The sequence below is a fragment of the Kitasatospora sp. NBC_01539 genome, from assembly GCF_045040525.1.
GTDB lineage: Bacteria > Actinomycetota > Actinomycetes > Streptomycetales > Streptomycetaceae > Kitasatospora.
Genome location: NZ_CP109390.1, coordinates 5030328 through 5050969 on the forward strand (window position 1 = coordinate 5030328; position 20642 = coordinate 5050969).

Here is a 20642-nt window from a genome sequence, read left to right on the forward strand (position 1 = left end):
TCGAATCCGGATAATGATCTCTCGGTCCGGTGAGGTTCGGAAGGGCGCTGGCAGGTATATGGACACAGTGGACAGACAGCTCATCCAGGCACTGCGGGAGAACGGCCGCGCCTCCTACGCGGAACTCGGCCGACTCGTGGGCCTGTCCGGGCCCAGCGTGACGGACCGCATCAACCGGCTGGAGCAGGCCGGGGTGATCACCGGCTACCGCGCCACCGTCAACCCGGCCTCGCTGGGCTTCGGCGTGACCGCCCTGATCGGTCTTCAGCTCACCGACGCCGCCGACCACGAGGACGTCGCACACCGCCTCAAGGACCTCCCCGAGGTCGAGGACTGCTGGTTCATCGCCGGCGACGACTCCTACATGCTCAAGGTGCGCGTCCCGGACGTCGAAGGACTGGAATCGGTCGTCAAGCGGCTGTCCGGCACGAAGGGCGTGGCCCGGACGCGCACCACGGTCGTACTGTCCACCAAGTGGGAGAACCGGGTCACCGACATGCCGCTGGGCAGCGCCGAGTGACCGGCCGGACGACGGAGGAGTGACGGGATGACGCTGGTCGGCCTGGAGGAGCTGCGCGCCGCGCAGCAGCGGATCGCCGGAGTCGCGGTGCGGACCCCGCTGCTGCCCTGCCCCTGGGCGGCGGACGGCGCCCGCCGGCTCTGGCTCAAGCCCGAGAGCCTCCAGCCGACCGGCGCGTTCAAACTGCGCGGCGCCTACAACCGGCTCGCGGCGATGACCGCCGAGGAGCGGGCCCGCGGCGTCGTCGCGCAGTCCAGCGGCAACCACGCGCAGGCGGTGGCGTACGCCGCCGGGCTGCTCGGCATCAAGGCCGTCATCGTCATGCCGGACACCTCCCCGGCCGTCAAGGTCGAGAACACCCGGGGCTTCGGCGCCGAGGTGGTCCTCGTGCCGCCGGGCGAGCGCGACACCCTCCCCGCCGAACTCGTCGAACAGCACGGCTACGTCTGGGTGCCGCCGTACGACGACCCGTACATCATCGCCGGGCAGGGCACCGTCGGCCTGGAGATCGGCGAGGACGCCCCCGACGAGCTCGACACCGTGCTGGTGCCGGTCAGCGGCGGCGGCCTCATCTCCGGCACGGCGGCCGCGCTCAAGCTGACCTGCCCCGGCGTCCGGGTGGTCGGCGTCGAGCCCGCGCTCGCGGCCGACGCGCAGGCCAGCTTCCGGGCCGGCGAGCACCTCGCCTGGCCGGTCGAGGACACCTACCGCACCATCGCCGACGGGCTGCGCACCCCGACCGTCGGCGTGCTGCCCTTCCAGCACCTGCAGGCGTACGTCGACGACATCGTCACCGTGACGGAGGACGAGATCCGCGACACCGTCGCCCTGCTGGCCCGCCGCGGCCGGCTGGTCGCCGAGCCGTCCGGCGCGGTCGCCGCCGCCGGGTACTTCCACCGGGCGGGCGAGATCGCCGGCCGGGTCTTCGCGGCCGTCGTCAGCGGCGGCAACATCGAGCCGAAGCTCCTCGCCGAACTCCTCGCCCGCTAGGGTTCGCGCGCCCCTGCCGTTCCCCCCGGCGTGCGTGGGCGTAGTCTCGTTCCGGCAAGGATTCGAAGTCGGAGGAGGCTGGTCACCGCATGGACGCAGGGCTCAAGCGCGAGCTGGAGGCGAAGGTCTACGCGGGTGAACGGCTGACCCGCGAGGACGGCATCGCCCTCTACGAGAGCGACGACCTGGCCTGGCTGGGCGGCCTGGCGCACCACGTGCGGACGGTCAAGAACGGCGACGTCGTCCACTTCAACGTCAACCGCCACCTCAACATGACCAACGTGTGCGCCGCGTCCTGCGCGTACTGCTCGTTCCAGCGCAAGCCGGGCGAGAAGGACGCGTACACCATGCGCATCGAGGAGGCCGTCCGCCTGGCGAAGGCCATGGAGGTCGACTCCCTCACCGAGCTGCACATCGTCAACGGCCTCCACCCGACGCTGCCCTGGCGCTACTACCCGCGGTCGCTGCGCGAACTGAAGAGCGCCCTGCCGAACGTCTCCCTCAAGGCCTTCACCGCCACCGAGATCCACTGGTTCGAGAAGATCAGCGGCCTCTCGGCGAGCGAGATCCTCGACGAGCTGATCGACGCCGGCCTGGAGTCGCTCACCGGCGGCGGCGCGGAGATCTTCGACTGGGAGGTCCGGCAGCACATCGTCGACCACGCCACCCACTGGGAGGACTGGTCGCGGATCCACCGCCTGGCGCACGAGAAGGGCCTCAAGACCCCGTGCACCATGCTGTACGGGCACATCGAGGAGCCCCGCCACCGGGTCGACCACGTGCTGCGCCTGCGCGAGCTGCAGGACGAGACCGGCGGCTTCCAGGTCTTCATCCCGCTGCGCTACCAGCACGACTTCCACGACTCCAAGGACGGCATCGTCCGCAACCGCCTGATGGAGCGCACCGAGATGGCGACCGGCGCCGAGGCGCTGAAGACCTTCGCCGTCTCCCGGCTGCTGTTCGACAACGTGCCGCACGTCAAGGTCTTCTGGGTGATGCACGGCGTCACCACCGCCCAGCTGGCGCTCAGCCACGGCGCGGACGACATGGACGGCTCGGTCGTCGAGTACAAGATCACCCACGACGCGGACAACTTCGGCACCCCGAACAAGCTCGGCCGCGACGACCTGCTCGACCTCATCCGCGACGCCGGCTTCCGCCCGGTCGAGCGCAACACCCGCTACGAGGTCATCCGCGAGTACGACGGCCCGGACCTCGGCCGCCGCGAGACCCCGCAGGCCATGCGCCTCTGACCGCGACCCGTCCGCCCGGGGCCCGTCGGCACCCCGCCGACGGGCCCCGGCGCGTGTCCGGCACCCGTGCGCCCCGGTCCCGCGCGCACCCCGCACGGAGCGCCCCGGCCGCCCCGGACACGGCCTTGCCACCCCACGGAACGCGTATGCTCACAGGCTCACCACACGCCCCGGGTTTCGTTCCGGCCCGGGACTTTGGGAGGATCGTCCCCATGTCCGGTTCCCATCGCGCCTCCGTACACCGCCGCTCGGCCGACGTGCCGGGCCCCCGCAGCAGTGCGGAGGGGCAGACGGCGCGGCAGCGCGGGCATCGGCGCCGGGTGAAGCCCCGCCGCCGCGGACGCGCCCTGATGGGCGGCACCGCGGTCCTCCTGGCGGCCGCCGCCGGCTGGTTCACCGTCGGTGCCGGGCGGTCGCTGCCGGTGATCAGCGCGGCCGGCGCCCCCGACCGCGACGAGAGCGCCGCGCAGCAGGCCGACGTCGCCCCGGTGTCCGCCGGCGACCACACCGAGGGCCCGGGCGCCGCCGACCGCTCCGACCGGAACGACGGCACAGTGGCGGCCATCCCCGGCCTCGGCCCGGCGTTCCTGGCGAAGATCCCGGCGGAGACCACCCAGGTCGTGCTGGCCTCCGGCCAGGGCGAGGACTCCTCCGACACCACCGTCACCCTGTGGACCCGCACCGTCGAGGGCCGCTGGAAGCCCGGCAGGGCCTGGGCGGCGCACAACGGCTACAAGGGCTGGTCCGCCCAGAAGAAGGCCGGCGACCTGCACAGCCCGATCGGCGTCTTCGGCCTCACCGACGCCGGCGGCCGCAAGGCCGACCCGGGCAGCCGGCTGCCGTACGACAAGGACCCCGGCTTCGTCGTCGGGGGCCGCGGCTTCAACGGCGAGCAGCTGGCCGGCTCCTTCGACTACGTGGTCGCGATCAACTACAACCGGGTGGAGGGCCGCTCCCCGCTCGACACCGCGTACCCCGAGGGCAAGGCCAAGGGCGGCGGCGTCTGGCTGCACGTCGACCACGGCGGTCCGACCCACGCCTGCGTCTCGCTGGCCGAGCCCGACATGATCGAACTCATCCGGACGCTGGACCCGGCGGCCCACCCGGTGATCGCCATGGGCGACGCCGCGGCCCTGGCGGCCTGACCCGGACGGTTTGGGCGGAGTTGTCGCCCTCCTACAGCTAACTCCCCCCGATACTGTGCCGGAGCGTCACCGGGAGACTGGCCGGTAACCGGGTTGAGTTGATGTATGACCGCCTCCCGTATCGTTTCGCTCGGCCATTACCAGCCGCCCAAGGTCCTCACCAACGACGACCTGGCGACGCTGGTCGACACCGACGACGAGTGGATCCGCTCCCGGGTCGGCGTCCGCACCAGGCACATCGCGGTCGACGAGACCCTGGTGGACCTCGCCACCGAAGCCGCCCAGAAGGCCCTCGCCGCCTCCGGCCGACAGCCGCAGGAGGTCGACCTCGTCGTCGTCGCCACCTGCACCGCCGTGGAGCGCAGCCCCAACACCGCCGCAGCCGTCGCCGCCCGGCTGGGGATCACCGCCCCGGCCGCGTACGACATCAACACGGTCTGCTCGGGCTTCTCGTACGCGCTGGCCACCGCCGACCACGCGATCCGCGCCGGCGCGGCCACCCGGGCCCTGGTGATCGGCGCCGAGCGGATGTCCGACACCATCGACTGGACCGACCGCACCACCTGCGTGATCTTCGGGGACGGCGCCGGCGCCGCGGTGGTGGAGGCCGTGCCGGACGAGGAGGCCGGGATCGGCCCGGTGGTGTGGGGCTCCGAGCCCGAGAAGGGCGACGCCGTCGTCATCACCGGCTGGGACCCGACCATCAGCCAGCAGGGCCAGGCGGTGTTCCGCTGGGCCACCACGAAGATCGCCCCGCTGGCCCGCGAGACCTGCCGCAGGGCCGGCATCGAGCCGTCCGAGCTGCGCGGCTTCGTCGCGCACCAGGCCAACCTGCGGATCATCGACGCCATCGCCTCCAAGCTCGGCGTCGGCCCGGACACCGTCGTCGCCCGGGACGTGGTCGACTCGGGCAACACCTCGGCCGCCTCGATCCCGCTGGCGCTCAGCAAGCTGGTGGAGCGCGGCGAGCTCCGCCCGGGCGACCCGGTGCTGCTCTTCGGCTTCGGCGGCGGCCTGGCGTACGCCGGCCAGGTGGTGCGCTGCCCGTAGCGGGCGCGGTGGGCACGGACAGCGGCAGTGGGGCGCCGGAATCAGTGATTCCGGCGCCCCACTGCTGGTCGGGCACGTCGCGGTACGTCGGCGAACCTCCCCCGAGGACACGGCCGCCGTCCGCCCCGCCCCGGACAGGAAACCGGGGTCGTCCGTGCGAGCTGACGGGTGGGTGGTGGGGCCGCCTACTTCGGCGGCTTCCTGCCCGCGACGCCCAGGTAGACCTGGAGCGCGAGGTTGGGCTTGAGGTCCTTGACCTTCACGCCCCAGGAGGTGAACGCCTTCTGGTGCTCGGCCGCGGAGGCCAGGAGCGAGACCAGCGATCCCGCCACCGCGGCCGGATCGATCGTGGTGTCGGACTTCCCGTGGTTCGTCCGGACGGCCTCGGTGAGCGGTGCGACGACCGAGTTGAGGACCTTCATACGGATCTTGAAGAACCGTTTGTCCCCTTCGGCAGCACCGAGAGTCACCACCCGGAGAATGGCATCGTTCTTGCGCCAGAAGGCGAGGAAACCGTCCACCAGATCTTCCGAAGTGGCGGCGCCGGTCTTTCCCGCCCAGGACTTTCCTTCGACGAGCTCTTTGAGCCCGCCGCTGTCCTCGGCCATTTCCTCGGCGATCTCGAGGACAGCGCCCTCGACATCCGGGAAGTACTGGTAGAAGGTCGCGGGGGAGGTACCCGCCATACGGGCGACGTCGATGACCTTGACGTCCCGGTAAGGCGACGTGCTGAGCATCTCGCGGAGGCAGTCGAGCAGCTTCTGCCGCGTCTCCTGTCCGCGTCGCCCGGCGACGCGACCGTCGACGGTGCGAACTTGTCCTGTCATGCCGTCAGCTTACCGTGGCACGATCTTGCCGCGATTCGGTGATGCGACTATTACGCCGCCCGGGGTGGTAATGGAAGGGGCCGGACGGATATTCAGCGATCACCTTGCAGCCCCCCCGTGCACTGATGACCCCACAGCGTGACGACCGGTCTGCTGAGGGTTGGTCGGATGACACGCAGTGATCGTCGGACGCGGGCGCCGATACGGTTCGTGCCGCCGCGTTCGGGAGGCGTTCGGGGGCGGAGGCCGCCGCTCCGCTACAGCCCGCCCGCGTGCCGCGGGCGGGGGAGATTGGCTCCCGGGGGGTGCGCACTGGAGAATCGGGGGCGCACCCCCGTACCGGGGACGGCACAACGGGGAGGTGGCAGCTCAGTGGACCAGCTGACGGCGCACGATCCAAGGCGGATCGGGCCCTTCGAGGTGCTGGGGCGGCTCGGCGCGGGCGGAATGGGCCTGGTCTACCTGGCGCGCTCCGCCTCCGGCCGCCGCGTCGCCATCAAGACCGTGCGCACCGAGCTGGCCGAGGACGACCTCTTCCGGGTCCGCTTCGCCCGCGAGATCGCCGCCGCCAAGACGGTCGGCGGCTTCTACACCGCCGCCGTGGTCGATGCCGACGCCGACGCACGGGTGCCCTGGCTCGCCACCGCCTACGTGCCCGCGCCCTCGCTGGAGGACCTGGTCAACCACTGCGGGCCGCTGCCGGTCGTCGCGGTGCGCTGGCTGGTCGCCGGCATCGCCGAGGCCCTCCAGTCGATCCACGCCGCCGGCCTGGTGCACCGCGACCTCAAGCCGTCCAACGTGCTGGTCGTCGAGGACGGCCCGCGCGTGATCGACTTCGGTATCGCCGCGGGCGTCTCGCACACCCGGCTCACCATGACCAACGTCGCCGTCGGCACCCCGGCCTACATGTCGCCCGAGCAGGCCCGCGACAGCCGCAGCGTCACCGGCGCGAGCGACGTCTTCTCGCTCGGCTCGCTGCTCGTCTTCTGCGGCACCGGGCACCCGCCGTACCGCGGCGCCAACCCGGTCGAGACGGTCTTCCAGCTCCTGCGCGACCAGCCCGACCTCTCCGGGCTGCCGGTCGAGCTGGTCGACCTCGTCCGGGCCTGCATGCGCCCCTCCCCGGAGCACCGTCCCACCCCGGCGCAGATCCAGGCCGAGCTGGCCCCGCACCTCTTCTCGGACGACGCCCTCGGCGACGCGGGCGACTGGCTGCCCGACAGCGCCCTCGAACTCATCGAGCAGAAGCGCGGCCGCCGCCCCGTCCCCGCCCCGCAGCCCGTCGTCCCGCAGCCCGTCGCCCCGGTGCCGCCGCAGCCGGTCGCCCCGCCGCCGGTGGCCGCCGGCGCCGGCTCGCTCGGCGGCGAGGCCGCCACCGAGCGCATCGCCCCGGGCCGCCGGCCGGCCGCCGGCGAGGTGCGGCTGTCCGGCGGTCCCGTACGGATAGGGCCCGGACCGCGGGCCGACCAGTCCGTCGCCGGGCAGCCCGGCAGCAGCGCGGCCGCCCCGGCGGCCACCGACTGGGTGCGCCGCGCCCCGGTGCCCGCCCCCGCCCCCGCCCCGCCGCCCGCCCCGGCGGTGCGGTGGCGGCCCTGGCGGTTCCGGATGTCCAACGACGTGTGGGGCACCCCGGTGGTCGCCGACGGCACCCTGTTCGTCTCCAGCTTCGAGGTGCACGCGCTCGACATCGCCTCCGGCGAGCGGCGCTGGAAGACCCGGGACGTCGCCTGGGCCCTGGCCGTCGCCGACGGCCGGGTGCACGCCGCCGACGGCCCGCACCTGTACACGGTCGACGTCGCCGACGGCACCGAGCGCTGGCGCAACTCCCTCGACGGCTGGGTGTACGCCCTGGACGCCGCCGACGGCGTGCTCTGCTGCGGCATCAGGGGCGGCGGGGTCCAGCTCCGCTCGGCGGCCAACGGCGCCGAGCTGTGGCGGGCCGACGACGCCCAGCAGGACTACGAGAACCCGCAGTCCGGCCCGGCCCTGCTCGGCGGCGCCGCGTACTACTACGGCGGCGGGCGGCTGCGCTGCGTCGACCCCCGCGGCGGCGGGCTGCGCTGGTCGTTCCGGGTCGGCGAGGACGTGCCCTCGCGTCCCGTGGAGCGCGGCGGCGTGCTGTACGTCACGTCCGGCACCCGGGTGCACGCGCTGGACGCGGCCACCGGCGCCGAGCGCTGGCGGTTCGACGCCCCCGTGGTGCTCTTCACCCCGCCGGCCCTCGACGCCGGCGCCGTGTACGTCGCCGACTACCTCGGCACCCTCTACGCCGTCGACCTGTCCACCGGCCGGGAGCGCTGGCGCGGCCGGACCGGCAGCCGCCAGGGCGCCGAGCCCGCGGTGGTCGCCGACACCGCCGTGCTGCTCGGCTCCGGGGACACGCTGTTCGCCTTCGACACGGCCACCGGCCGGGAGCGCTGGCGCTACACCGCCCGCGGCGAGATCGTCGGATCGCCCGCGGTCGCCGACGGCCTGGTGCACGTCGGCAGCCGGGACCACTCCCTGCACACCGTCGACCTGGCCACCGGGCGGCTCCGCTGGGAGCTCGGCACCAAGGGCGAGCTCACCGGGTCACCGGTGGCCGTCGCCGGCCGGGTCTTCGCGGGCAGCAAGGACCGCTGCGTCTACGCGCTGGACTCGTACTACGGCACGGCGGTACCGCACTAGGGCGTGTCTGACCATTCGCGGCGGATCAGCGTGCGGCGTCGGGCGCCCGTCGGGAATGGTCAGACACGCCCTGGGCCCCGGTCGGCCCCGCACGGCCCCGCCGGCGCGGGGCCGGGGTCAGGGCCGCCGGGCCCCGGGGTGCCGGGCCAGCCAGCCGTCCCAGGCTGAGCCGATCATCTCGTCGACGCCGTACCGCGCCGACCAGCCGAGCTCCTTGCGGATGAGGTCGGCGGCCGCGACCACCCGGGCCGGGTCGCCGGGGCGGCGAGGGGCGTTCTCCGGCGCGGTGTCGTGGCCGGTGATCCGGGCGATCGCGTCGAGCATCCCGCGGACGGACACGCCCTCGCCGCGGCCGATGTTGAGGGTCAGGCTCAGCGGCCCGTCCTCGGCGTCCAGCCGGCGCACCGCGGCGACGTGCGCGGAGGCGACGTCCTCGACGTGGATGTAGTCGCGGACGCACGTGCCGTCCGGCGTCGGGTAGTCGTCGCCGAAGACCAGCGGGGGCAGGCCGTCGGTGAGCCGCTGGAAGACCATCGGCACGAGGTTGCTCACCCCGTCGTCGGCCAGTTCGGGCGAGTGGGCGCCCGCCACGTTGAAGTACCGCAGCGAGACCGTCGACAGCCCGTACGCCCGGGCCGCGGCCCGCAGCAGCCACTCGCCGACCAGCTTCGTCTCGCCGTACGGGTTGATCGGCGCGCACGGGGTGTCCTCGGTCACCACGTCGACGTCCGGCATGCCGTACACCGCGGCCGAGGACGAGAACAGCACCCGGCGCACACCGCCCCCGACGGCGGCGGCCAGCACCGTGCGCAGGCCCTCGACGTTCTCCCGGTAGTAGAGCAGCGGCTCCGTCACCGACTGGCCGACCTGCTTCTTCGCCGCGACGTGCAGCACACCGGTCACGCCGTGCTCCCGGATCGCCGCGTCGAGCACCCCGCGGTCGAGCGTCGAGCCGACCACCAGGGGCACCCCCGCGGGCAGCCGGCCGGGCGCGCCCGAGCTGAGGTCGTCGAGCACGACGACCCGCTCGCCGGCCTCCGCGAGCTGCCGTACGACATGTCCGCCGATGTATCCGGCGCCGCCCGTGATCAACCAAGTCATACTCGAAATCCTATGCGGCACGCGTTCGAGCCGACTCCCGCCGCCCGGCGGGCCCGGTCGGCGCGTCCGAGGCGCGAGTTATCCGACACCCTGATAAGTACGGTCCGGTACGATCGCAGGCGGTTGTCGTCAGCGGGAGGAGCAGGTCGCGGGATGACCGCCAGCACTCCCGGCACGACGCCCGGCGCGACACCCCAGGTCAGCATCGTGGTCATCGTCTACGACGACGCCGCGCACATCGCCGACGCGGTGCGCTCGGCGCTGTCCCAGGGGAGCTGCGTCGCGGAGGTCGTCGTGGTCGACGACGCCTCCACCGATGCCACTCCGGAGCGCCTGACCCGCCTCGCCGCCGCCGATCCCCGCGTGAGAGTCATCACGCGGACGGAGAACAGCGGCGGCTGCGGCACCCCCCGGAACCAGGGCCTCACCGCCGCCCGCAGCCCGTACGTGATGCTGCTCGACAGCGACGACGTGCTCGCCCCCGACGCCGTGCGCACCCTGCTGGCGACCGCCGTCTCCGAACAGGCCGAGGTGACCGCCGGCGTCTGCGTGCGCCGCGAACTCCCGGCCGGCACCGACACCCCCTGGCAGCGCGACCTCTTCCCCGCGGTCGGCGCCCCGCCCCGCCGCTACGACGGCATCGACGCCCGCCCGGAGTTCCTCCGCGACACCCTCTGCGTCAACAAGCTGTACCTGCGGGACTTCCTCGACAAGCACCGGGTGCGCTTCGCCGAGGGCGCCGTGCACTACGAGGACTTCGTCTTCACCGCCCGCCTGTACGCCGCCCGGCCCCGCCTGGTCGCCGTCGGCGAGACGGTCTACCTCTGGCACGTCCGCCGCGAGGCCGGCCGGCAGTCGATCTCCCTGCGCCGCGACGAGGTCCGCAACTGGCAGGACCGCGTGGACGCGCACGCCGAGGCGATCCGCATCCTCGACGAGTCCGGCGCCCCCGGACTCGCCGACGCCGCCCGCACCAAGTTCATCGACCACGACCTGCGGATGTACGTCCGCGAACTGCGGCAGAAGCCCGCCGCCTACCGCGCGGCCTGGTGGCGCATCGCCCGCACCCACCTCGCCGGCTTCGGCCCCGCCCCGGCCGCCGCCGCCAGCCCGGCCGGCCGCTGGCTCAGCGACCTCCTGCTGGCCCGGCCCGAACCCGTCGACGGCGCCGAACTCGCCCGCGCCTGCGAACTCGCCGCCAGCCCCCCGCGGCTCGCCCCGCCCTACCTCACCGACGACGACGGCAGCCCGGTGCTCGCCGCGGGCGTACCGCTCACCGGCCTCGACGCCCTGCCGCCCGGCCGGCTGCCGCTGGCCGTCGACGGTTCCCTGCGGCTCGGCCCGGTCTGCGTCGTCCGGCTGCGCGTGCACGACCCGTACGGGCTGGTGTCGGCCGCCGGGCCGATCAACGCCCAACTGGAGCTCCGCACCCGGCTCGGCCCGCCGCTGAGCGTCCGCCGACGGCTGGAGCTCACCCCGCACGCCGACGGCGGCTGGACGGCCTCCACCACCGTCGACGCCTTCGAGCTGCGCGACGTCGGCGAGATGACCGCCTGGTCGCTGCGCGTCGGCCTCGGCTTCGCCGACGGCTCCCGCGCCGTGACCGCCGTCCGCGCCCCCGGTCTGGGCAAGCGGCACGCCGTCGTCCACCGGCCGCTGCTGCGCCTCGCCCTCGTCCAGGCGTACGGCACCACCAACGGCGAGCTCGGCCTGCGGGTCGCCGACGGCGTGCGCGGCGGCTGGGAGGTCGTCCGGGCCCGCGTGCGGCGCATCCTCGCCCGCCTCGGCTGACCGCTCCCACGGCCCCCGGGTGCCCCACGGGGCCCGGGGGGACGGGGCACTGCGCGCGCGGTGGGAGAATTCACGGGAATCCCACGATGCCGTGGCTCGATCGACAGAGCACGGAACCCGCACCACCACCCTCAGCGCACCCGACGACAAGGACCCTCGCTCCATGCCTTCCAGCCAGGCGCAGCCGCTGGTCAGCGTCATCGTGATCGTCTACAACGACGCCGCCCGGCTGCCCCGGGCGGTGGCCTCCGCCCTCGGACAGTCGCTGCGCGGCCTGGAGGTGCTGATCGTCGACGACTGCTCGACCGACGACAGCCACGCCGTGGCCCGGCGGCTGGAGCAGGAACACCCCGGCCGCGTCCGCGCCCTGCGGCTGCCCGCCAACAGCGGCGGCTGCGGAGCGCCCCGCAACCACGGCGTCGCGGAGGCCCGCGGCGAGTACGTGATGTTCCTCGACAGCGACGACGAACTGGCCGACCACGCCGCCCGCAACCTCTACGAGGCCGGCACCCGCACCGGGGCCGACCTCGTCTCCGGCCTCAGCGTGCGCCGTTTCCTCGGCAACCGGCACGGCAAGACCGACGCCTGGTACCCGTGGATCTACGCCCGCACCCGCACCCTCGACTCCGTCGCCGAGATGCCCGACCTGCTGGTGTGGGACACCCTCTCCACCAACAAGGCCTACCGGCGGGCGTTCCTCGCCGAGCAGGGGCTGACCTTCCCCGTCGGCATCCTCTACGAGGACCTGCTGTTCTCCTCGCAGGCGTACCTCGCCGCCGCGAGGATCACCCTCATCCCCAACCGGGTCTACTGGTGGGACGTCGCCCCGCCCGCCAAGGGCGAGCGCTCGCTCTCCAACCGGCGCCACGAGATCCGCAACTTCACCGACCGGCTGGAGATCCACCGCCGGATCGACGCCATGCTCGCCGACCGCGGCATGACGGAGCTGAAGTACCGCAAGGACGTGAAGTTCCTCAAGCACGACCTGGTGCTGCACCTGCGCGACCTGCCGTTCCTGCCGGAGGACTTCCGCAAGGAGTTCGCCGGGCACGCCCGCGACTACCTCACCGGGCTCGCCCCCGAGGCGTACGAGGAGGTCGGCAGCCCGCAGCGGGTCTGCGCCTACCTGCTCGGCCAGGACGACTGGGACAACCTGCTGCCCGCCGTCGACACCCTCATCAACCGCGACAAGCTCGCCGCTCCGCTCACCGAGCAGGACGGCCGGGTCTACTTCTGCCCCGAGCACCTCGACGACCCAGAGGGCCGCCGGGTGCTCGACGTCACGGCCCACGGCTACCACGCGACGCCGCTGCGCAAGCTCTTCCTGCGCAACCGGCTCACCCGCTACGCCGCCGGCCCGGCCGGCGTCGAACTCGCCGGGCGGATCGTCAACCCGCTCGGCCGCATCCCGTCCGACGCCAAGCTCTCCGCCCGGCTGCTGTTCTCGCCGCGCCGCAAGGGCATGAAGTCGTTCACCTTCCCGGTGGGGGAGGTGCGGCACGACGGCGACGGCATCGCCTGGAGCGCCACCGCCGACCTCGGCCGCCGGCTGCGGCCCCTCGGCGTGCTCGACGCGGTGTGGGACGTGCGCTGCGTGCTGACCGTCAACGGCGAGCGCACCACCACCCGCCTCACCGTCGGCGACACCGACCTCGCGGCCCCGCCGGCCCCGGCCGTCCGGCCCCGGCTGACCCGGCTCACCGGCGACCGGCTCACCCCGCAGGCCACCGCCCGCGGCCACCTGGCCTTCGAGCTCACCGCCGAGGGCGCGGCCGCCCGCAGGGGCACCGACCTGATCGAGCGCGCCCTGCGCGGCGAGGCGTCCGCCCTCGCCAACACCGCCGCCGACCGGGCCCGCCGGACGGTGCGCGGCGCCATGGAGCTGCGCCGCACCCTCAACAACGGCGACACCAAGCTGAAGGTCTACCACCAGCTCCTGCAGAAGCTGCCGGTGGTGAAGGGCCAGGTCGTCTTCGAGAGCCACCAGGGCCGGCAGTACAGCGACAGCCCGCGCGCCGTCTACGAGGAGCTGGTGCGGCGCGGCACCCCGATGAAGGCGGTCTGGTCGTACGCGCGGAGCACCGAGGGCTTCCCCTCCGGCGCCACCCTGGTGCGGCGCTGGTCGTGGCCGTACCTGCGGGCCCTCGCGCAGGCCGAGTACTGGGTCGACAACCAGGGCTTCCCGCACCGGCTGCGCAAGCGCCCGGAGACCACCTACATCCAGACCTGGCACGGCTCGGCGCTCAAGAAGATGGGCTTCGACCTGGCCGCGCTGAAGCGGCAGACGCCGGTGCAGCAGGCCGAGTACCTGGCCGGGCTGAACCGCTTCGACCACTTCGTCGTGCGCTCCGAGCACGACGTGCGCACGCTCGCCCCGGCGTACCGGATCGGCGAGGAGCGGCTGCTGCGGGCCGGCTACCCGCGCAACGACGTGCTGCTGCGCGAGGACGCCGCCAAGGACCGGCAGCTGGCCGGCGAGCTCGGCATCGACCTGTCGAAGCCGGTGGTGCTGTACGCGCCGACGTTCCGCGCCGACGCCCGCGGCAAGGTCCGGGCGTTCGAACTGCCCTTCGACGTGGAGGAGTTCGCGGAGCGATTCGGCGACCGGATGACGCTGCTGGTGCGCTGCCACTACCTCAACAAGGTGGTGCTGCCGCCGTCGGTGCGCGGGCGGGTGATCGACGTCTCCGACGTCCAGGAGGTCACCCCGCTCTACCAGCTCTCCGACGCGCTGATCACCGACTACTCCTCGCTGATGTTCGACTATGCGCTGCTGGACCGGCCGATGCTGTTCTTCGCCTACGACTGGGAGGAGTACGCCGACGACGTCCGCGGCACGTACTTCGACCTGCTGAGCGAGGCGCCGGGGCCGGTGCTGCGGGAGCCGGACGAGCTGTTCGCCGCCCTGGCCGGGCTGGAGTCGGTGGGCAAGGAGTACGCGGACGCGCGGCGCGACTTCGCGGCGGCGTACGGCGAGTACGACCGGGGCGACGCGGCGGCACGGGTCGCCGACCTGATGTTCGGCGCCGGCAAGCACGAGCGGGAGGCGGGCGCGTGAGCCGCGACATCTTCATCGTCAGCAACAGCGTCGACGAGCTGGGCGGGGTGGCCAGCTGGTCGCACCGGATGGCCGGACTGCTGACCGGCCGCGGGCACCGGGTCGAGCTGATCGGCATCACGCCCGCCGTGCTGCACAAGGACTTCGGCGACGACCTCCCGTACGGCATGACCACCCTCCACACCGGGCAGCCGCCGGCGGCGTGGACGCCTCGCTTCCCGTGGCAGCAGCTGGACGTGCGAGCCCGGCGGCGGCAGGCCGCGCGGGCCGCCGGGATGCGGGAGGCCGCCGGGCGGATGAGCGAGATGTTCCGCGCCGCCCGGCCCGGTGCGGTGGTGATCGTCACCCAGGTGTGGGCGATGGAGTGGGTGGCGCTGGCCGACCTGAAGGGCCTTCAGGTGATCGGCATGAGCCACGAGTCGTTCGAGACCTGCAGGGCGTCCTCCCGGTTCGGCCGGGTGCAGCGGTACTACGCCGACGTCGACCGGCTGGTCGTGCTCACCGACGAGGACGCCGACGGCTGGATCCGCCAGGGCATGAACTCCACCTGCGGCATCCCGAACCCGCTGCCGTTCGCGCTGCCGGAGACGGTCGCACCGGCCACCCGGACGGTCGTCTCCATCGGCCGCCTCGCCCAGGAGAAGGGCGTCGACCTGCTGCTGGAGACCTGGGCCGAGGCGGTCGCCGACCGGCCCGGCTGGCAGCTGAGGATCTACGGCCTCGGCGAGGAGGAGGACGCGCTGCGCGCGCAGTGCTCCGCGCTCGGGCTGGACGGGTCGGTCGAGTTCGCCGGCCGGACGGACGACGTGCCGGGGGCGCTGGCCGGGGCCGGGGTGTTCGTGCTGTCCTCGCGCGGCGAGGGCTTCCCGATCTCGCTCATGGAGGCCATGGCCTGCGGCGTGCCCTGCGTGGCCTTCGACTGCGCCCCCGGTGTGCACGAGATCGTCCGGGACGGCGTGGACGGGCTGCTCGCCCCGGTCGGCAACACCGCCGCACTGGCCCGGCAGCTCGGCCGGCTGATGGACGACCGGGAGCTGCGCGACGCCATGGGGGAGCGGGCCCGCCGGGAGATCGTGCGGTACGCCCCTGACCGGGTGCTGGACCGCTGGGAGGAACTCTTCGAGCTGCTGGAGGCGTGACCCGGCGGGTGTGGCGGGTGTGGCGGGTGTCGCGGGGCTGACCGGCCGCCGGCCGGCCCCGAGGGCGGGGTTTCCGGGCGCGCCGGTCCGGTGAACCGGACATACAGGTGAAATGCTGACAAAGCCGTCTCGCCTGTCGCATCCGTGCACACCTCCGGAGGAACCCCGGTGCGCCCGAAGAAGGAACCGACCCGCCCGTACCCGGCCGGACCCCGCCCCACCGGGCCGAAGCTCTGGTCGTACGGCGCCGCCCTGGCGCTGGCCGGACTCGTGGCGACCGGGTGCACCAGTGCCGCCGCCCCGCAGCCCGGGGCGTCCGGCTCGGCCTCCCGGTCGGCGTCCGCCACCCGGTCCGCCACCGGCGGCGCCTCCGCGGGGTCGGGTGCCGCGGCCGCCGGGGGCGTCGAGCTGCAGAACGCCTACCAGCGGGTCATCGCCGACGTGCTGCCCTCGGTCGTGCAGATCACCACCGCGGACGGCCTCGGCTCCGGCATCGTCTACGACGACAAGGGCGACATCGTCACCAACGCCCACGTCGTCGGTACCGCCACCACCTTCACCGTCACCCTGGCCAACAGCACCAAGGGCCTCGACGCCACCCTCGTCGGCAGCTACCCCGAGTCCGACCTGGCGGTCATCCGGCTCACCAGCGTGCCCGGCGGGCTCAAGCCCGCCGTCTTCACGGACTCCTCCACGGTCGAGGTCGGGCAGATCACCCTCGCGATGGGCAGCCCGCTGGGGCTCGCCAGCAGCGTCACCCAGGGCATCGTCTCGGCGACCGGGCGCACCGTCACCGAGCCCGCCAGCGGCAACGCGGCGGGCGCGACCATCAGCAACATGGTGCAGACCTCGGCCGCCATCAACCCCGGCAACAGCGGCGGCGCGCTCGTGGGCCTGGACAGCAAGGTCATCGGCATCAACACCCTCGCCGCCGTCGACCAGGAGCTGAACGGCGGAGCCGCGCCCGGCATCGGCTTCGCCATCCCGTCGGTCACCATCACCAGCATCGCCGACCAGCTGATCAAGGACGGCAAGGTCACCGACTCCGGCCGGGCCGCCCTCGACATCACCGGACGCACCTACTTCGACGCGAACTTCCAGCCCGCGGGCGTCGCCGTCGTCAGCGTCCTCCCCGGCGGGTCCGCCGCCACGGCCGGCATCCAGGCCGGCGACGTCATCACCAGGCTCGGCGACACCCCCGTCACCACCATCGCCTCGCTCACCACCGCGCTCGCCCAGCTCACCCCGGGCGAGCAGGTCACCGTGACCTACACCCGCGACGGCACCACGCGTACCGCCCAGGCCACCCTGGACACCCTCAAGACCGCCTGACCCGCACCCACGGGCCGGGCCCGGCGGCCGCACCGCGCAAGGGAGGCGGCCGCCGGGCCCTCCAGCACCACCCCTCCGTCAGCCGCGCGCCGCCCGGGTGCGCCACGGCAGCTCGACGGTGACCGAGGTCGGCCCGCCCGCCGGGCTCTCCACCGCGAACACCCCGTCGACCGCGCCGACGCGTTCGGCGAGACCCGCCAGCCCGCTGCCCCGGCCGCGGTCGGCGCCGCCGTGGCCGTCGTCCTGCACCACCAGCAGCAGCCGGTCGCCGGCCCGCCGGACGTCCACCGTCGCGGAGTGCGCGCCGGAGTGCTTGGAGACGTTGGTCAGCAACTCGCTGACGGTGAAGTACGCGATGCCCTCCACCGCGGCGTCCGGCCGGTCGGTGCCGTCGAGGTCGACGTGCACCCTCACCCCGCCGGGCACCGTGCAGCGCGCCGCGACGGCCGAGAGCGCCGCGTCCAGGCCCCGGTCCGTCAGGACCGCCGGGTGGATGCCCCGGGCCAGGTCGCGCAGCTCCTGCAGGGCCAGCTTCACCTCGCCGTGCGCGGTGTCCACCATCCGGGCCGCCGCGGCGACCTCGTCCGCCGTGCCCGCCTCGCCCAGCTTCTCCTTCGCCAGGCCGAGGTCCATGGCCAGCGCGACCAGCCGGGCCTGCGCGCCGTCGTGCAGGTCGCGCTCGATCCGGCGGAGGTCCGCCGCCGCCGTGTCGACCACCGCCCCGCGGTCGTCCTCCAGCTCCCGCACCCGCACGGTCAGCGCGTTCGGGCAGAGCAGGCTGCCGACGAGCATCCGGTCGAGCGCGGCCAGGCCGCCGATCGCCCACGGCAGCACCGGCCACCCCACGATCAGCAGCACCAGGGTGAGGGCGAAGCCGATGATCCCCCAGGGCAGCAGCAGCACGCCGTACACGGCGGAGCGCCAGCTCAGGGAGTCCGTCAGCCCGGCGACGATCCGGCCCGCCACTCCCGTCCGTGCCGGTGTCAGCGGGCCCGGCTCGGCGACGTCCGAGCCGAGCGCGTGCCGGGCCCTCCGCCGGGCGACCGACCCCAGCCACCGGCTGCCGGCCAGGCCCGCGGCCAGCACCGGCAGGCCGATCACCGTCAGCGCCAGGCCCAGGCCGACCGTCAGCGTCACCACCGTGAGAACGAACCCGGCGATGCCGAGCGGCAGGTTCAGCAGCAGGTGCTGCACCTGCAGCCACAGCCGCGGCCCGTACAGGGAGGGCCGGGCCGCCTCCGCCTCGCGGTCAGCCAGGTCCTTCATCGTGCGCGCACCTGCCCCTTCGTCGTCGCCCCCGTCCCCGGGGAGCAGCGGATCCGGGCACCCCCGTGGCGCCCGGCCTCCGCTGCCGGACCAGCATCGCGGTCCGTGGCGCCGCCGCGCCATGGTGCTGGGTGCCGTCCCCGGAGGGGGGTTATCCCCACCCGGGGGACGGCGGCCCGCTCCCGTGGCGCCCGGGGCCGGTGTCCAGCATGTGGCTGCCCGCTCGGGCGGGTGCAGGAGTACCTCAGCGGTGCATTTAGACTCACGCCTTAGCGTTGGTTATGGGTGTGCAAAGAGTTCGGATCCCGCCGGTCACACGGCGGCCCGGCCGAGGTGGAGGCGAACGCATGGAGGGGCAGCTGGCTGCCGCCGGCAGTGCCGGTGCGGCCGCGGGCGACGGCTACTTCGACGCGTACGCGGCGGTGGGCCTGATCGCCCTCGTCGGCGTGCTGTTCGTCGCGGTCTCGTTCACCGCCAACCGCCTGCTGCGTCCGGTGGTCCACTCGCCGGAGAAGCTGCTGGCGTACGAGTGCGGGGTCGACCCGGTCGGCGAGGGGTGGGCCCACACCCACATCCGCTACTACGTCTACGCCTTCCTGTACGTGATCTTCGCGGTCGACGCGATCTACCTCTTCCCCTGGGCGACGGTCTTCGCCGCCGCCGGGTACGGGGCGGCGACGCTGGTGGAGATGTTCGTCTTCATCGGCTTCCTCGCGGTCGGACTGCTCTACGCCTGGAAGAAGGGCGTTCTGGAATGGACGTGACCCACGGCCACGCGCACGGCGCCTCCGGCGGCCCCGTGCCGCTCGGCATCCCCGACCCGGCCGCCCCCGGCGCCGTCGAGACGCGCCGCATCGGCCCGCTCGCCCGGCTCGCGCCGGACCCGGTCAAGGTCGTGCTCAACTGGGGCCGCCGCTACAGCCTCTGGTGCTTCAACTTCGGCCTCGCCTGCTGCGCGATCGAGTTCATCGCCGCGTCGATGGCCAAGCACGACTTCATCCGGATGGGCGTCATCCCGTTCGCGCCGGGCCCCCGCCAGGCCGACCTGATGATCGTCTCCGGCACCGTCACGGACAAGATGGCGCCCGCCGTGAAGCGCCTCTACGAGCAGATGCCCGAGCCGAAGTACGTCATCTCCTTCGGCGCCTGCTCCAACTCGGGCGGTCCCTACTGGGATTCGTACTCCGTCACCAAGGGCGTCGACCAGATCATCCCCGTCGACGTCTACGTGCCCGGCTGCCCGCCCCGGCCCGAGGCCCTGCTCCAGGGCATCCTCAAGCTCCAGGAGAAGATCGCCGCCGAGTCGCTGCCGCAGCGCTACGCCGCGCCGGCCTCCGCGCTCCGCCGCGGGCTGGTCGCCGGACCGGAGGGCGCGCAGTGACCACCCCCGAGCCCACCCCGGCCGAGCCCGCGCCCGAGGCGTCGGCCGAGACCGTTCCCGAGCCCGCGCCCGAGGCCCCCGTGGAGCCGCCCGCCGAGCCGACGCCGGCCGAGCGCACCGCGGCGGAGATCGGCCCCTGGGCCACCGCCTCCGAGGCCTACGGCCTGCTGACCGTCGACGTGCCCGCCGAGCACTGGACCGAGGCGCTCACCGCCGCCCGCGACACCCTCGGCCTCACCTACTTCGACTGGCTGAGCGCCGTCGACGAGCTCGCCGACGGCTTCTCCGTCGCCGCCCACCTCGCCGAGGTCGGATCCCCCGGCACCGTACGCCACCTGCTGCTGCGCACCCGGGTGGCGCGCGAGAAGGCCGCCCTGCCGACCGCCGTCGGCGTCTACGCCGGTGCCGGCTGGCACGAGCGGGAGACGCACGAGATGTTCGGCATCGAGTTCCCCGGCCACCCGCACCTGGTGACCCTGCTGCTGCCGGACGGCTTCGAGGGCCATCCGCTGCGCAAGGACTTCGTGCTCGCCGCCCGCGTCGCCAAGGCCTGGCCCGGTGCCAAGGAGCCGGGCGAGTCGGAGGGCGACGGCCCGGCCCGGCGCAAGATGCAGCCCCCCGGCGTGCCCGACCCCAACGAGTGGGGCCCGCTCAAGGGCACCCTGCCCCCGGTCGCGGAGCGCCCCGCCCGCGGTGCGGCCCGCGCCCCGCGCGCGGCCGGCACCGGCCCCCGGGCCGCGGCCGGTGCGGCGGCCGGTGCTGCCGCCGCGGCGCCCGGAGCCGAGGGCGCGCCCGTCCGCGCCGACCGGCCGCGGCGCACGCGCTCGATCAGCGACGGTTCGGTGAGCCAGGCCGCGGAGGACGCCGGGCAGACCCCGGCCGCCCCGGCCGGCGAGCGCCCGCGCCGCCCGGCCCGCACACAGTCCGCGGACGCCCCCTGGCACGCGCCCGTCCCGGCGCACGAGGCGCCGGAGACCGCCGAGGGCGCCCCGGCACCGGCGGCACCCGACGCCCCTGCAGCTCCCGAGGCCCCGGCGGCGCCGGACGCATCCAGGACCCAGGACACCCCCGAGGCCCCGGACACCCCCGAGGCCCCCACCCAGGACGGAGACGGCGCGTGAC

At 74.0% G+C, this 20642-nt stretch carries 16 protein-coding genes; 13 read left to right on the plus strand and 3 right to left on the minus strand.

Annotation, left to right across the window (positions count from 1 at the left end; translation table 11 throughout):
- Positions 1-58: 58 nt before the first annotated feature.
- From OG335_RS21800 to OG335_RS21820, 5 genes are all read left to right on the plus strand, one after another.
- Positions 59-520: an Lrp/AsnC family transcriptional regulator gene (locus OG335_RS21800; protein ID WP_405012803.1), complete on the plus strand. Its 462-nt coding sequence runs from the start codon at positions 59-61 to the stop codon at positions 518-520.
- 27 nt (positions 521-547) lie between these two features.
- Entirely contained in the window at positions 548-1510 is a 963-nt protein-coding gene (locus OG335_RS21805) for a threonine/serine dehydratase (RefSeq protein WP_405012804.1), read from the plus strand.
- An 89-nt stretch (positions 1511-1599) separates the two neighbouring features.
- On the plus strand, positions 1600-2763 hold the full coding sequence (gene mqnE / locus OG335_RS21810) for an aminofutalosine synthase MqnE (protein WP_405012805.1): 1164 nt from the start codon (positions 1600-1602) through the stop codon (positions 2761-2763).
- 212 nt (positions 2764-2975) lie between these two features.
- On the plus strand, positions 2976-3908 hold the full coding sequence (locus tag OG335_RS21815) for a hypothetical protein (protein WP_405012806.1): 933 nt from the start codon (positions 2976-2978) through the stop codon (positions 3906-3908).
- A 105-nt stretch (positions 3909-4013) separates the two neighbouring features.
- Positions 4014-4958: a beta-ketoacyl-ACP synthase III gene (locus OG335_RS21820; RefSeq protein WP_405012807.1), complete on the plus strand. Its 945-nt coding sequence runs from the start codon at positions 4014-4016 to the stop codon at positions 4956-4958.
- Between the two features lie 185 nt (positions 4959-5143).
- Here the strand turns inward: OG335_RS21820 and OG335_RS21825 are convergent, their stop codons facing one another.
- Positions 5144-5785, minus strand: a complete 642-nt coding sequence (locus OG335_RS21825; RefSeq protein WP_405012808.1) for a TetR family transcriptional regulator — start codon at positions 5783-5785, stop codon at positions 5144-5146.
- A 372-nt stretch (positions 5786-6157) separates the two neighbouring features.
- Between OG335_RS21825 and OG335_RS21830 the strand changes: the two genes are divergently transcribed.
- Positions 6158-8452: a serine/threonine-protein kinase gene (locus tag OG335_RS21830; RefSeq protein WP_405012809.1), complete on the plus strand. Its 2295-nt coding sequence runs from the start codon at positions 6158-6160 to the stop codon at positions 8450-8452.
- A 117-nt stretch (positions 8453-8569) separates the two neighbouring features.
- Here the strand turns inward: OG335_RS21830 and galE are convergent, their stop codons facing one another.
- A complete protein-coding gene (gene galE, locus OG335_RS21835; RefSeq protein WP_405012810.1) occupies positions 8570-9553 on the minus strand; it encodes a UDP-glucose 4-epimerase GalE in 984 nt (327 codons plus the stop codon).
- 153 nt (positions 9554-9706) lie between these two features.
- Here galE and OG335_RS21840 point away from each other — a divergent pair, with 153 nt between their 5' ends.
- The 4 genes from OG335_RS21840 (at position 9707) to OG335_RS21855 (ending at position 16873) form a co-directional block, all read left to right on the plus strand.
- Entirely contained in the window at positions 9707-11344 is a 1638-nt protein-coding gene (locus OG335_RS21840; RefSeq protein WP_405012811.1) for a glycosyltransferase, read from the plus strand.
- 163 nt (positions 11345-11507) lie between these two features.
- Entirely contained in the window at positions 11508-14402 is a 2895-nt protein-coding gene (locus tag OG335_RS21845; protein WP_405012812.1) for a CDP-glycerol glycerophosphotransferase family protein, read from the plus strand.
- A complete protein-coding gene (locus OG335_RS21850) occupies positions 14399-15541 on the plus strand; it encodes a glycosyltransferase (RefSeq protein ID WP_405012813.1) in 1143 nt (380 codons plus the stop codon). The genes OG335_RS21845 and OG335_RS21850 overlap by 4 nt, the downstream gene beginning before the upstream one ends.
- 252 nt (positions 15542-15793) lie before the next feature.
- The gene (locus OG335_RS21855) at positions 15794-16873 is read left to right on the plus strand and encodes a S1C family serine protease (protein ID WP_405015482.1); all 1080 of its coding nucleotides are present in this window, start codon (positions 15794-15796) and stop codon (positions 16871-16873) included.
- A gap of 78 nt (positions 16874-16951) precedes the next feature.
- On the opposite strand, the gene OG335_RS21860 is transcribed toward OG335_RS21855, so the two are convergent.
- The gene (locus OG335_RS21860) at positions 16952-18139 is read right to left on the minus strand and encodes a sensor histidine kinase (RefSeq protein WP_405012814.1); all 1188 of its coding nucleotides are present in this window, start codon (positions 18137-18139) and stop codon (positions 16952-16954) included.
- Between the two features lie 347 nt (positions 18140-18486).
- On the opposite strand from OG335_RS21860, the gene OG335_RS21865 reads away from it, so the two are divergent.
- The 3 genes from OG335_RS21865 to OG335_RS21875 are packed head-to-tail and all read left to right on the plus strand — an operon-like array spanning position 18487 to position 20641.
- On the plus strand, positions 18487-18903 hold the full coding sequence (locus OG335_RS21865) for an NADH-quinone oxidoreductase subunit A (protein WP_405012815.1): 417 nt from the start codon (positions 18487-18489) through the stop codon (positions 18901-18903).
- The gene (locus OG335_RS21870) at positions 18894-19520 is read left to right on the plus strand and encodes an NADH-quinone oxidoreductase subunit B (RefSeq protein ID WP_405012816.1); all 627 of its coding nucleotides are present in this window, start codon (positions 18894-18896) and stop codon (positions 19518-19520) included. Before OG335_RS21865 ends, OG335_RS21870 begins: the two co-directional genes overlap by 10 nt.
- Positions 19517-20641 (plus strand): NADH-quinone oxidoreductase subunit C, encoded by a 1125-nt coding sequence (locus tag OG335_RS21875; RefSeq protein WP_405012817.1) that lies wholly within the window; start codon positions 19517-19519, stop codon positions 20639-20641. Before OG335_RS21870 ends, OG335_RS21875 begins: the two co-directional genes overlap by 4 nt.
- Position 20642: the final 1 nt, after the last annotated feature.

What these genes read in the sequence shown, in the direction of transcription:
- OG335_RS21800 (WP_405012803.1), top strand. Translation starts at nt 59, where the DNA reads ATGGACACAGTGGACAGACAGCTCATCCAGGCACTGCGGGAGAACGGC.
- OG335_RS21825 (WP_405012808.1), bottom strand. Translation starts at nt 5,785, where the DNA reads ATGACAGGACAAGTTCGCACCGTCGACGGTCGCGTCGCCGGGCGACGC.
- OG335_RS21845 (WP_405012812.1), top strand. Translation starts at nt 11,508, where the DNA reads ATGCCTTCCAGCCAGGCGCAGCCGCTGGTCAGCGTCATCGTGATCGTC.
- OG335_RS21870 (WP_405012816.1), top strand. Translation starts at nt 18,894, where the DNA reads ATGGACGTGACCCACGGCCACGCGCACGGCGCCTCCGGCGGCCCCGTG.
- OG335_RS21840 (WP_405012811.1), top strand. Translation starts at nt 9,707, where the DNA reads ATGACCGCCAGCACTCCCGGCACGACGCCCGGCGCGACACCCCAGGTC.
- mqnE (WP_405012805.1), top strand. Translation starts at nt 1,600, where the DNA reads ATGGACGCAGGGCTCAAGCGCGAGCTGGAGGCGAAGGTCTACGCGGGT.
- OG335_RS21815 (WP_405012806.1), top strand. Translation starts at nt 2,976, where the DNA reads ATGTCCGGTTCCCATCGCGCCTCCGTACACCGCCGCTCGGCCGACGTG.
- galE (WP_405012810.1), bottom strand. Translation starts at nt 9,553, where the DNA reads ATGACTTGGTTGATCACGGGCGGCGCCGGATACATCGGCGGACATGTC.
- OG335_RS21860 (WP_405012814.1), bottom strand. Translation starts at nt 18,139, where the DNA reads ATGAAGGACCTGGCTGACCGCGAGGCGGAGGCGGCCCGGCCCTCCCTG.
- OG335_RS21805 (WP_405012804.1), top strand. Translation starts at nt 548, where the DNA reads ATGACGCTGGTCGGCCTGGAGGAGCTGCGCGCCGCGCAGCAGCGGATC.
- OG335_RS21820 (WP_405012807.1), top strand. Translation starts at nt 4,014, where the DNA reads ATGACCGCCTCCCGTATCGTTTCGCTCGGCCATTACCAGCCGCCCAAG.
- OG335_RS21865 (WP_405012815.1), top strand. Translation starts at nt 18,487, where the DNA reads ATGGAGGGGCAGCTGGCTGCCGCCGGCAGTGCCGGTGCGGCCGCGGGC.